Annotated in this window: 10 protein-coding genes; 5 read left to right on the top strand and 5 right to left on the bottom strand. The window is 58.0% G+C overall.

Annotated elements, in window-relative coordinates; translation table 11 throughout:
• Positions 1–168 precede the first annotated feature (168 nt).
• Complete coding sequence (hemL, locus tag ACHUE7_RS14435) at positions 169–1,458, bottom strand: glutamate-1-semialdehyde 2,1-aminomutase (RefSeq protein ID WP_394170608.1); 1,290 nt, start codon at positions 1,456–1,458, stop codon at positions 169–171.
• 154 nt (positions 1,459–1,612) lie between these two features.
• Here hemL and ACHUE7_RS14430 point away from each other — a divergent pair, with 154 nt between their 5' ends.
• Complete coding sequence (locus tag ACHUE7_RS14430) at positions 1,613–4,321, top strand: LuxR C-terminal-related transcriptional regulator (protein WP_394170607.1); 2,709 nt, start codon at positions 1,613–1,615, stop codon at positions 4,319–4,321.
• Between the two features lie 152 nt (positions 4,322–4,473).
• Here the strand turns inward: ACHUE7_RS14430 and hemJ are convergent, their stop codons facing one another.
• Positions 4,474–4,899 (bottom strand): protoporphyrinogen oxidase HemJ, encoded by a 426-nt coding sequence (gene hemJ, locus ACHUE7_RS14425; RefSeq protein WP_394170606.1) that lies wholly within the window; start codon positions 4,897–4,899, stop codon positions 4,474–4,476.
• The gene (locus ACHUE7_RS14420) at positions 4,899–6,617 is read right to left on the bottom strand and encodes a chloride channel protein (RefSeq protein ID WP_394170605.1); all 1,719 of its coding nucleotides are present in this window, start codon (positions 6,615–6,617) and stop codon (positions 4,899–4,901) included. Before ACHUE7_RS14420 ends, hemJ begins: the two co-directional genes overlap by 1 nt.
• Positions 6,618–6,788: 171 nt before the next feature.
• Between ACHUE7_RS14420 and ACHUE7_RS14415 the strand changes: the two genes are divergently transcribed.
• From ACHUE7_RS14415 to erpA, 3 genes are all read left to right on the top strand, one after another.
• Complete coding sequence (locus tag ACHUE7_RS14415; protein WP_394170604.1) at positions 6,789–7,547, top strand: DUF6776 family protein; 759 nt, start codon at positions 6,789–6,791, stop codon at positions 7,545–7,547.
• A complete protein-coding gene (locus tag ACHUE7_RS14410) occupies positions 7,534–7,989 on the top strand; it encodes a bactofilin family protein (protein ID WP_348474185.1) in 456 nt (151 codons plus the stop codon). The genes ACHUE7_RS14415 and ACHUE7_RS14410 overlap by 14 nt, the downstream gene beginning before the upstream one ends.
• A gap of 136 nt (positions 7,990–8,125) precedes the next feature.
• Positions 8,126–8,476: an iron-sulfur cluster insertion protein ErpA gene (gene erpA, locus ACHUE7_RS14405; RefSeq protein WP_348474184.1), complete on the top strand. Its 351-nt coding sequence runs from the start codon at positions 8,126–8,128 to the stop codon at positions 8,474–8,476.
• An 82-nt stretch (positions 8,477–8,558) separates the two neighbouring features.
• Here erpA and ACHUE7_RS14400 read toward each other — a convergent pair whose 3' ends face one another.
• The gene (locus ACHUE7_RS14400; RefSeq protein WP_394170603.1) at positions 8,559–9,842 is read right to left on the bottom strand and encodes an OapA family protein; all 1,284 of its coding nucleotides are present in this window, start codon (positions 9,840–9,842) and stop codon (positions 8,559–8,561) included.
• Between the two features lie 130 nt (positions 9,843–9,972).
• Between ACHUE7_RS14400 and tyrS the strand changes: the two genes are divergently transcribed.
• Positions 9,973–11,166, top strand: coding sequence for a tyrosine--tRNA ligase (gene tyrS, locus ACHUE7_RS14395; protein ID WP_394170602.1), 1,194 nt, complete (start codon positions 9,973–9,975; stop codon positions 11,164–11,166).
• 217 nt (positions 11,167–11,383) lie between these two features.
• Here the strand turns inward: tyrS and ACHUE7_RS14390 are convergent.
• A partial coding sequence (locus ACHUE7_RS14390; protein WP_394170601.1) for a hypothetical protein occupies positions 11,384–11,589 on the bottom strand: 206 nt, incomplete at its 5' end.

Below are 11,589 nucleotides of genomic sequence, written 5' to 3'. Positions count from 1 at the left end.
CCACCCAGGCAATACCGGATGTGCCTACCGTCGGCAAGCAGGCGCGCATACTAATGAGCGGGCCCGGCTCTGTCAACAGTTTTTGTGGTCTTGCGTCGTCTCCCTGTTCAGAAAAAAGGGAGGTAAAACAAGCGGTTGAGTCACGACCCAACCGCATCGCAGGCCTGGTTAAACGGTCAGGTTCGCCATCACCCGCTCGGCGGCGGCGAGGGTATCGTCGATGTCCTGCTCGCTGTGCGCCAGTGACATAAAGCCTGCTTCAAAGGCCGAGGGTGCCAGATAGACCCCTTCGTTCAGCATGCCGTGGAAGAACTGGTTGAAACGCGGCACGTTGCTGGTCATCACATCGCTGAAGCGGCGTACGCGCTCAAGGTCGGTGAAAAAGAATCCGAACATGCTGCCGGCGGAATTTGTGGTCAGCGGAATGCCCGCGGCCTGGGCTTTGGCTTTCAAACCCTCAGTCAGGGCGGTGGTCCGTTCGCTCAGTTGCTCGTAGACACCGGGCTTGCTGATTTGCTCCAGTACGGCTAGACCCGCGGCCATTGCCACCGGGTTGCCCGAGAGCGTTCCCGCCTGGTACACCGGGCCATTGGGTGCCAGAAAGTCCATGATGTCGGCCCGGCCGCCAAAGGCACCGACCGGCAGGCCGCCACCGATAACCTTGCCCAGGGTGGTCAGGTCCGGTTTTACGTTGTACAGCGCCTGAGCGCCGCCCAGTGCGACCCGGAAGCCGCTCATCACTTCATCGAAAATCAGCACCGCACCGTTGTCGGTACATTCGCTGCGCAGCGTCTCCAGAAACTCGGGCTCGGGCAGTACGCAGTTCATGTTACCGGCCACGGGCTCGACGATCACACAGGCGATGCGATCGCCGTATTCCTTGAAGCAGTCGCGCACGGCCTGGGGGTCGTTGTAATCGAGTGTCAGGGTGTTGGCCGCCACCGCCGCCGGAACGCCTGGCGAGGTGGGCACACCCAGGGTCAGCATGCCGGAGCCCGCTTTCACCAGCAGGCTATCAGCGTGGCCGTGATAGTTGCCCTCGAATTTCACCAGCAGGTCCCGGCCGGTATAGCCACGGGCCAGTCGAATCGCCGACATGGTGGCTTCGGTGCCGGAGTTGACCATGCGGACTTTATCCATCGACGGCACGATGGCACAGACCGCCTCGGCCATGGTGACTTCCTGCTCGGTCGGAGCGCCGAAGGTCAGCGCCAGGTCGACCTGGCGGTGTATGGCCTCGCGCACTTCTTCGAAGCCATGGCCCAGAATCTGCGGGCCAAAAGACAACACATAGTCGATGTAGGACTTGTCGTTAATGTCGAACAGCCGCGATCCCTGGGCGCGCTTGAAAAAAATCGGCGTGCCACCGACCCCTTTAAAAGCGCGAACCGGAGAGTTGACGCCTCCGGGAATGGTTTTCTGGGCGCGTTCAAACAGAGCAGCGAGTTGGTCGGTCATGGTGTGGGCCTGTGTAATGAATGTCTGGCAACTATTGTCGTGGTAACCGGCTGCTTAGGCAAACCCGGCCGGTCCCCGGCCGTGCTTATTTGATCGTAACCGGACGAGCTGGGTATGATTGGGTCACTTAAGCCTGACACAACGGACAACGCCGATGACCGATTCGGTTCCACAGCACTTTCTGGTTCCGTCGAAGTTATCGGTGCCACACCTGCCCCCCAATGCCATTCGCCGCCCGCGCGTTGACCAGAGCTTTGTTGATGCCTGTCGGTTGCCGGTCGTGGTGCTCTGTGCACCGGCCGGTTTTGGTAAAACTGTGGCCACCTTGCACGGGGTTGATGCCTTGCGCGAAAAGGTGCCTTCAGCCCGGCTCGCCTGGTTGTCGCTGGACCCGGAAGATTCGGACCCGGTGGTATTTGCGGCCTATTTCATCTCGGCCATTGCCAAGCAGGTACCGCTCAGCGAAGCGCTGTGCCACGCTGGTGTGCACGATCGCAAGACCCGATTGAAATCCCTGTTCGGGCAATTGCTGTTCGAGCTCGACCGGATCGATCAGCGGCTGGTGCTGGTACTGGACGATTACCATTGCGTTGAAAACGACCAGGTTCACGCCGCACTTGCCTATCTGGCGCGGCATCTGCCACCGCACATCACCCTGGTGCTGACGACCCGCTCCGATCCCCCAGCGAGCATCATGTCGTTGCGTTTGCAAGGGCTGGTGGCCGATATCCAGAATGATGTATTGGGGTTCAATGTCTGCGAAACCCAGCATTTCTTCCAGAGCCTGGGCGGCTATCAGCTTGAAGATCACGATGTTGAGCAACTGCTCGATCATGTCGAGGGCTGGGCGGTCGGGCTGCAGTTGATTGTTCTGGGGCTGAAATCAAAACCCTCTTTTGATGAATTGAAAACCCGGCTGCAACAGAAAAACCTGAATGCGATCGACTATTTCGATTCCGAAGTCTTCGATGCGCTGCCGGCCGATGTACAGCATTTTATGATCCACACCAGCCTGGTGCGACGGTTCAACACCGAAGTCGCCGAGGCGCTGACCAAAGACATCAATGTTCACGAAGTGCTGGAATACCTGCAGCGACAACACCTGTTCATCATTCAGTTCAACGAGCCCCGGCAATGGTTTCGCTACCATCACCTGTTGCGGGAGTTCCTGCAGCACAAGCTGACCCTGATGCACAGTGGTAATCTCAGTGATCTGCATTTTCGGGCCAGTCAGGCGTTTTTGAAGCTGGGCTACATTGTCGGCGCGGTCGATCATGCCATCAAATCCGGCGATCAGGAGCAGATTGTCAGAATTCTCAAGCTCTACGGCGATGACCTGATTCACAAAGCCCACTACGAGCTGGTACAGCGGTGTCTGACCGAACTGCCGATGGAGCGGATTGTCCGTGAACCCAAGCTGGTGCTGGTGAACTGCTGGGTGGAAGCCATCTTTGCGGACGCGCGTCAGGTGGAGGGCTGTCTCAACCGAGCCCGCGGCCTGATCGATGACAGCGACGCCGGGCGCCTGCTTTCCGCAGAGTTTGAGACGGTGCGCTCCCAGGCCAGCTATTCACTGGGTCAGTTGGACATCGCCGAGCAGGCAGCGCTGCGTGCCCTGAACCTCTTCGCCGAAGACAATACCCGTCGGCAGAGTGCACTGCTGACCTACGCCAACATCCGATTCGACCTGGGCGACATGGCGCGCGCACTCGATATCTATGAGCAAAGCGAGCTGCTTAGCCGCCAGGAGGGGAATCACGATGCAGTGCTGTGGAGCCTGAATCAACAGGCGCAGATCTGGAAGCAGCGCTGCGAGTTTGACCGCTCGCTGGAGCTGTGCCGTGAAGTACAGCGCTACAGCGACGCCCAGGGCGTGGCCAATGGCTTTAACGTCTGTTTCTCCCTGTTGTATCAGGCCGAATTGGCCTTGGAATCCTACCGGTTGCGCGAAGCCCGGATGCTGATCAACGAAGCCGGGGTGGTGTGCCAGAACTGGGATGAATTCTGGTCGCGGCATCTCTTTGGCTGGTTGCTGAAAATGGAGCTGCTGAAGGGCAAGCCAACGACCGCGCGGGAACTGTCGGGCTTGCATGAAGGCATCCTGTCGATGGACAGCGTCGCCGAGCAGTTGATTGGCTATTCGCTCGAAGTACAGCTGCTGTACTGGTGGCAAACAGACGATACCCAGAAAATTCTCACCTGGCTCAAAGTGCACCCACCGGTGACCGGCTGCCGGAACCTGCACGACTTTGGAGAGCTGAGAGCTCAGCTGTACGGACAACTGGCGCTGGGTGAGGTCGAATCGGCGCGTCAGCGGGTTGAGGCAGAGCTGGCTCGTTTCGACGACCGGCCGGCATCGGAGTTCCGGCTAGAGCGTTTCCGGCTGCTGTTGCTCAACATCGCCATTCTGATGATTCAGGGCGATGAAGAGGGTGCCAGAATGGCGCTGCTCGATATTCTGGCCGATCTGCAGACCTATCAGATCGTCGCCAGTCTGTTGTACCTGCGCCAGTGGATCATGCCGCTGTTTGAACAATTGCCGCTGGGGTCATTGCCGGAAGAACAGGTCCGGTATGTCGAGCAAGTGCTGATTCTGTACAAGCAACGCAATACCTCCAGCCGGCGTGGGGAGCAGGAAGTACCGGATGGGCTGCTGGCGCTGGGCATTTCCAGAAAGGAATGGCGGGTGCTGCAATTCATTATGGATGGCAAGAACAATGACGACATCGCACAGAGCATGTTCATCGCCGTCAGCACGGTTAAAACACACATCAACAACCTCTACAAGAAGTTGGCCGTGACGCATCGTAAGGCGGCCATCGCCCGGGGCCGGGCCCTGAGTGGCGGTGCAGACGGCGAGTAAAGGCCCGTCGATAAGCGCCGTTGCGGGCTGGAGTCCGGGCGCGGAAATGACTAGACTGGGGGCTTCCTTGGATTGAATGTCCGGGGATTGTCTAGTTGATAGGTAGTTATTGGCCAACGGCCTTTTTGGCCGTTGGTCTTTTTTTTGCCCGATCAGAAGGGCTTGATAACGACCAGCAGAACAATACCCACCAATACCAGAGTCGGGGCTTCGTTGAACCAGCGATACCACTTGTGGCTATGGCGGTTGTCGTCCGCGGCAAAGCGTTTCAGCAGGCGACCACAGGCGTGGTGATAGCCGAGCAGTAACACCACCAGAAACAGCTTGGCGTGCATCCAGCCCATCGACAGCCAGGCCGGGTTGACCACCAGCATGGCAATGCCGAGTGTTACGGTCACCACCGCACTGGGTGTCATGATGCCCCGGTAGAGTTTGCGCTCCATAATTTTAAAACGCTCCTGGCTAATCGTGTCCTCCGCCATGGCGTGGTAGACGAACAGGCGCGGCAGATAGAACAGGGCTGCGAACCAGGTAATAACGGCAATAATGTGAAAGGCTTTGAGCCAGAGGTACAGCATCAGCGAAGGTCTCCTTCGGTGGTAAGAACGGTGGCCAGTTGGGCGCGGGTGATCAGAACGGTTGAGGTGATATCCGGTGAATACAGGAAGCCGGCAGTGTCTTCGCGTTGCAACAGACGCACCGCCTCTAGCAGGTTGATGTCCTGGTTTACCTCAACCAGGCGGCTGAATGGCGGGATCACGGCTTTTAGTGCATCGGCCATTGCCGGACGGGTCTCAGCTGGCAGTTGTACCCAGTCTTGCACAGCCTGGCTGAGCGGGGTCTTGTCGATCAGATAGCTGGCGTCTGTCAATTGCAGCACCACCCAACGCTGGGCGTCTTTGACGGTGCGCAGGGCCTGATCGTCACTCTGGGTCAGGTCCAGGCGGGTGAACTGGCCGGTAGCCAGTTCCGACAGGCTGCGCTGAGCCAGCGCCGTTCGTACCGGGTTGGTCTCAATCGTCAGCCCCTTGAACGCCAGCAGGCTGTGGTAAATGGACGGAATGCGCAGGCCGTGCTGACACACCAGATTGGCGCCGAGCACCACAATCATCGCCGGAAAGACGGCATGGGCATTGAGCGATAGCTCCAGCACAGCAATCAGTGCGGCCAGCGGCGCATGCAGCACGGCGCTCATCATCGCCGCCATACCCAGCAAGGCATAAAAGGCCGGACTGCCATCGCCGGGCAGCAGGCTGCCCATCAGTCCGCCGGCGCTGGCGCCAATCAGCAGGGTCGGGCCGATCAGTCCCGCAGGAACGCCCAAGCCGACCGCTGCCGAAGTGGCAATGAACTTGGCGATGAGCACAACCAGCAAGACCGACCAGACCAGTTCGCCGTTAATGGCCTGATTAATGGTGTCGTGACCCAGTCCCAGTACTTCGGGTACGCCCAGCGCCAGCATACCGGTGATCAGGCCAGCCAGCAGTAGCCGGGCTGCACGCTGATGCAACCGCAATTGCATGAACAGCCGTACGCTGCGGTTAAACCCGGCCGCCAGCAGTCCAATCAGCAAGCCCGCGACCAGCAGGAAGGGCAGATCGGTAAGGCTACCCTGATAGGCCAGGTCGGTCACAAAGGCCGGGTGTTCGCCAAACAGGAAGCGGGTCATGGCGGCTGAGGTCACGGAGGCGGCGATGATGGGCGTAAAGCCGAGCAGGCTGTACTCCATCAGGATAACTTCCATGGCAAAGAGCACCCCTGCCAGCGGCGTGTCGAACGCCGATGAAATGGCAGCGGCGGTACCGCAGCCAATCAGCAGTCTTAGCTGGCTTGGTACCCGGTTGGCCTTTTGCCCCAGTTGGTTGGCAATACCCGCACCCACATGCACGGCCGGGCCTTCCTGGCCGACGCTGTGGCCGGAGCCAAGCGATATCAGTGCCGCGAAGAACTGGAAGACGGCATTGCTGGCCGGTAAACGGCTGCGACCGCGCTGGAGCCGGTCGAGCACATGGGTAATGCCGATGGCGTGACTGTGCGTCGGCGTGAACCGGAACAGCAGAATCAGGGCCAGACTGCCGAGAATAGGCAGTGCAAAGCGGGTTGGGGCCGACAGCGATTCGAAATCGTCCCGGTAGGCACCGTTCAGTTGCTGCAGGATCAGGTCCAGGCCTAGCATGAACAGCGCCATCACCAGGCTCGTGGCAATGCCGGTGATGCAGCCAAGTATGATCAGCGACAACAACCCGTCCGGTTTACCGAGTAAACGGCGCCACTGACGGATGGAAGGTAAGGGCATAGGCGGATTGGCTTGTAACCGAATTGGCTGCGACCTTATCATAGGCGGTCATGGCGTTGCAGTGATTCATCGCCCGGCTGGCTTTCAGACACTGTCTGGCGGCGCAAGACCGGGAGTCAGGGCTGGTTCATACCGGTTGCTGGCAGACGCCCCTATCCCGTCGGAGTTGGCATGGCGAAAGTAAAAGTAGCACCCGTACGGCAGATGGTTGTCGTTCCGTACCGGCCCTGGCGACGCTGGTTGGTTCGGATTGTTGGAATTGTGATCATTGCCCTGGCAGTCTACGCTGCCTATCTGTATGGTTTTCAGTCAGGTGGCAGTCAATACGAGACCTTGCTTAACCAGCGCGCTGAGTTGCGCCAGAACCTGCGCGAAGCCGAACAACGCCAGGAAGCCCTGCGCTTGCGTGTGGCGCAATTGGAGCGTGGCTCCGAGGTCGACCGCCAGGCCAACGAAAATGCCCGGCAAACACAGCTGGAACTGAGCGGTCGTATTGCCGAGCTCGAAGAGGAAGTTGCCCTCTATCAGGGGATCATGTCGCCCTCCCTCGATAATGAAGGGCTGCGCATTCAGGAAGTCACTCTGGAACCGACCAGTTCCAGCGACCGCTACCGGTACAGCCTGATGCTGACCCAGGCGGGCAACAATTCTCAGTATCTGCAAGGGTTTGTGGGTGTCAACATTGTAGGGACACAAAACGGGGAGCGCATTGCGCTGCCATTAAAAGATGTGTCCGAAGCAGTGGATGATGTGGATATTCGATTCCGTTATCGCTACTTTCAGGATATCAAGGGTGACCTGGTGTTGCCTGAAGGGTTCATACCCGACCAAATACAGGTGATAGCCCAGGCCGTCGGCGACCGTGCCGCTCGGGTAGAGGCAGCCTACAGCTGGTTGGATTTGGAGAACGGAAACAATGTGGGGCAGTAAACAAACCGTGGCTAACGACGTAACGCTTATATCAGTAAAGGCCGAGATCAGCGGCGATATCCGGGTGTCGGGCGGCTTGCACGTCGACGGCCGCATCAAGGGCAACATTCTGGCCGACCCCGACAGCGGAGCCGCCGTGCGCATCAGCGACAAAGGCTATGTGGAGGGCGAGATTCGAGCGCCGAACATCGTCATCAATGGCGAGGTGAAAGGCGATGTGTACTCGTCCGAGCACATTGAACTGGCCAAGAAAGCCGTCGTCACCGGTGACGTGCATTACGTCATGATGGAGATGGTGATGGGCGCCAAGGTGAATGGCAAACTGCTGCACGTAGCGGCCGAGAAAGGCAAGAAGGTCAGCAAGCCAGAGCCTGTCGAGCCCAAACCGGTTGCCGATACCCCGATGCTGGATGCCGGCAAGCCTGCCAATAAATCCTCCTGATATCGACCGGGATCTGCGCCGGGTCCTTGAATCTGGCCATGCCCGCCCCTATCACTGTGGTGCCCTGCCACTGTGTGCAGGGGCGGATTGAACCGCCTGGTAACCCTGAGAGTAGCTCTATGAATTTGGAACCACTATGACTGTGAATGCAGACGTCCAGGAAGCCCTGCTGATTACCGAGGCAGCGGCGCACAAAGTCCGGCAACTGGTCGAGGAAGAAGGCAACGACCGCCTGATGTTGCGCGTTTTTGTGACCGGGGGCGGTTGTGCCGGGTTTCAGTACGGTTTCACCTTCGACGACGACGTAGCTGAGGACGACACCGTTATCGAGCAAGCTGGTAGCACCTTCCTGATCGATTCGCTGAGCGTCCAGTACCTGGCAGGCTCTACCGTTAACTATACTGAAGGGCTCGAAGGTAGCCGGTTTTCCATTGAGAACCCGGCGGCTGAAACAACCTGCGGGTGTGGCTCGTCATTCTCGATGTAACCGCTCCGTGACTGGCGTACAGGCATAAAAAAACCGGGTAACCCCGGTTTTTTTATGCCTGTACGCCAGCGGCGTGCTGTGTTCAGTCGGCCGCGACGTAGGTTTCCTCGAATACCTGCAGCTGCCCCATCATGTTTGACGCAAACTCTTCAAATTGCGGCAGGAACTGACGGTCCAGTGGCTGGGCTGTGGGCAAATCAACAGTTTGCGGGTTCTTGTGCACACCATGGACCAGAAATTCGTAATGCAAGTGTGGTCCGGTCACCTGACCGGTAGCGCCGACATAGCCGATAATCTGACCCTGGCGAACCCGGTTGCCGGCACGAGCGTTCTTGGAGAATTGACTCATGTGAGCGTACAGGGTGCGAATGCCGCCGCCATGTTGAACCACCACGACATTGCCATAACCGCCATTGCGACCAGCTGAGACGACTTTGCCATCACCCGTTACCTTGATGGGGGTGCCGGTGGGTGCCGCATAGTCCGTACCCTTGTGCGCCCGAATGGTGTTCAGAACCGGGTGGCGGCGGTTCGGGTTAAAGCTGGAGGAAATGCGGAATACGTCCATCGGTGTACGCAGGAAGGCCTTGCGCATGCTATCGCCGTTCGGCGAGTAGTAGTCTGTCCGGCCGCCTTCATCGGTGTAGCGCAAGGCATTGACTTCACGGCCCTGGTTGACGAAGCGCGCCACCAGAATGGGGCCATCGCCCAGCTTTTCACCGTCTAGGTACTCTTCCTGGTAGATCAGTGAGAACGTATCGCCAGCGCGGATATCCAGAGCAAAGTCGATGTCCCAGCCATAGAGGGTGGCCATCTGCATGATCATGTTATCGCTGAGGCCCGCTTCCTTGGCAGAGAGGTACAGCGACGAATCGATGGTCGCTTCGGCAAAGCGGGTGTGAATTTCAGGCTCCCGGACGACCTTCTCGATGTCAAACCCGTCGTCTGTCAGGCTGATGCGGTGTTTGACCAGGATAGACTCGCTAAAGGTAACACTGCGCAGCAGGTTGTCGGCATCAAATTCAAATTCAAAGGACTGGCCGGGGTAAATGCGCTCCAGAGGAGTGCTGATTTCCTCAATGGCCAGCATGCGGTACAGGACACGCACACCGGCATTGGCCCGTTCGAACACCGTCGATAGTGTATCGCCCGGCTGAACTTCCTCGGCAACGCGAGTAAATTGGGGTTCTTCTGGTATTTCAGGGCTGGGCGCCGGTATGACTACCTGGGGTGGTAGCTCGACAATGACAGATTGGCTGGGTGCCGGCCACATCGCCACGGAGAGCATGACAAAGGTCAGGGCGGCGACGCCAATGGCATGCCAGCGCGGGAATCGTTTCATGATCGTAAACAGATGAATCACCATGTTAAAACAGTCAGTTGGCTGAAGATGTTAATGCATTATATTAACAGGCTGCGTGATATGTGCTAACTGATATCACATCCTGATATAATTAGTCCCTTATTTATATGTAAATTTATTTTGAGGAGACTCCATGTCCCTGGAGCAGACACTGGCAGAAATCCGTCGCGGCACGGAAGAGATACTGCTCGAAGAAGAACTGGTTAAAAAGCTCGAAAGTGGCCGTCCCCTGCGTATCAAGGCAGGTTTCGACCCCACCGCACCCGATTTGCACCTGGGCCATACCGTCCTGATGAACAAGATGCGGCAGTTCCAGGACCGGGGCCATACCGTCATTTTTCTGATTGGTGACTTTACCGGCCTGATCGGTGACCCGTCTGGCAAGAACTCGACTCGCCCGCCGCTGACCCCGGAGCAGATCGCCCAGAACGCCGAAACCTATAAAGAGCAGGTGTTCAAGATACTGGATCCGGAGAAGACCGAGATCCGGTTCAACTCTGAGTGGTTCAACCAGCTAGGCGCCGCCGGCATGATTAAACTGGCCGCACGCCACAGTGTCGCCCGCATGCTGGAACGGGACGACTTTAAAAAGCGCTATAAAGCCAACGAGTCCATTGCCATCCACGAATTCCTCTACCCACTGGTACAAGGTTACGACTCGGTGGCGCTGCAAGCAGACGTCGAACTGGGCGGCACCGACCAGAAGTTCAACCTGCTGGTTGGCCGGGAACTGCAGAAGAGCGAAGGGCAGGAGCCTCAGGTCGTCATCATGACACCCCTGTTGGAAGGGCTGGACGGCGAGAAGAAGATGTCCAAGTCACTGGGCAACTACGTCGGTATCACTGAAGCCCCGGGTGCCATGTTCCAGAAGGTCGTCTCGATTCCCGATTCCCTGATGTGGCGCTGGTATGAATTGCTGTCATTCAAAACACTGGAACAGATCGAGGCGCTGAAAACCCAGGTCGAGCAGGGCGCCAACCCCAGAGACATCAAGATCGAACTGGCCCGCGAACTGGTAGCCCGCTTCCACGGCGAAGAAGCGGCCGCCAATGCCCATAAAGGGGCCGGTAATCTGGTACAGGAAGGCGAAGTGCCTGAAGACACACCGCACGTCATCCTTGAACTGGATGACCAGACCGACTTGCCCATCGCGGCCATTGTGAACCGGGCCGGGCTGGCAGCCAACGCCGCCCAAACCCGGGACATGCTCAAGAACGGGCGGGTCAAGGTTGACTGGGAAGTCGCCGGCGCTGATCTGCGCCTGCCTGCCGGTGAATACCTGGTGCAGGCCGGTAAGAAGAGGCTGGCGCGGGTTACTCTGGGCTGAGCCGGTCTCTGTCTTCCTGCTTATATAAGTAGGAAGACGCGAGGGCGGGGTGCCGCCCTCGGTTTCATCTTTTCACCGCCCTGTCATCGAATAGACAACTTTCTGTGAATCACCTCTTGACCCTCCCTCAGAAAAGACTATTATACGCCTCCCTCGCCGCACAGCGGTGACGGGAAGCCTCTTTCCAGCAGTACGATTGAGCCTTTTTAGACCAAGCCTAAGTGGTTGATTTAAAAAGGAAAAATGCAGAAAAGAGGTTGACAGCGCGGCGCAGATCATTAAGATACGCACCACGTTGAACGAAGCAGCCAATAGCGCCAAGCTTCGAGTTCCTTAACATTGTCAGAAGTAATTCGTGTGGGCGCTTGTAGGTCGACGCTGAATCACTCTGCTTATTGAGCTTCACTTCGGTGAAGGGATTGA

This window comes from Saccharospirillum alexandrii (genome assembly GCF_043641555.1).
GTDB lineage: Bacteria > Pseudomonadota > Gammaproteobacteria > Pseudomonadales > Natronospirillaceae > Saccharospirillum > Saccharospirillum alexandrii_A.
This window is presented reverse-complemented; position numbering and strand designations above follow the sequence as displayed.

Bases quoted from the DNA above. Each gene is read 5' to 3' on its own strand.
- hemL (WP_394170608.1), bottom strand. From the start codon at position 1,458: ATGACCGACCAACTCGCTGCTCTGTTTGAACGCGCCCAGAAAACCATT.
- ACHUE7_RS14430 (WP_394170607.1), top strand. From the start codon at position 1,613: ATGACCGATTCGGTTCCACAGCACTTTCTGGTTCCGTCGAAGTTATCG.
- hemJ (WP_394170606.1), bottom strand. From the start codon at position 4,899: ATGCTGTACCTCTGGCTCAAAGCCTTTCACATTATTGCCGTTATTACC.
- ACHUE7_RS14420 (WP_394170605.1), bottom strand. From the start codon at position 6,617: ATGCCCTTACCTTCCATCCGTCAGTGGCGCCGTTTACTCGGTAAACCG.
- ACHUE7_RS14415 (WP_394170604.1), top strand. From the start codon at position 6,789: ATGGCGAAAGTAAAAGTAGCACCCGTACGGCAGATGGTTGTCGTTCCG.
- ACHUE7_RS14410 (WP_348474185.1), top strand. From the start codon at position 7,534: ATGTGGGGCAGTAAACAAACCGTGGCTAACGACGTAACGCTTATATCA.
- erpA (WP_348474184.1), top strand. From the start codon at position 8,126: ATGACTGTGAATGCAGACGTCCAGGAAGCCCTGCTGATTACCGAGGCA.
- ACHUE7_RS14400 (WP_394170603.1), bottom strand. From the start codon at position 9,842: ATGGTGATTCATCTGTTTACGATCATGAAACGATTCCCGCGCTGGCAT.
- tyrS (WP_394170602.1), top strand. From the start codon at position 9,973: ATGTCCCTGGAGCAGACACTGGCAGAAATCCGTCGCGGCACGGAAGAG.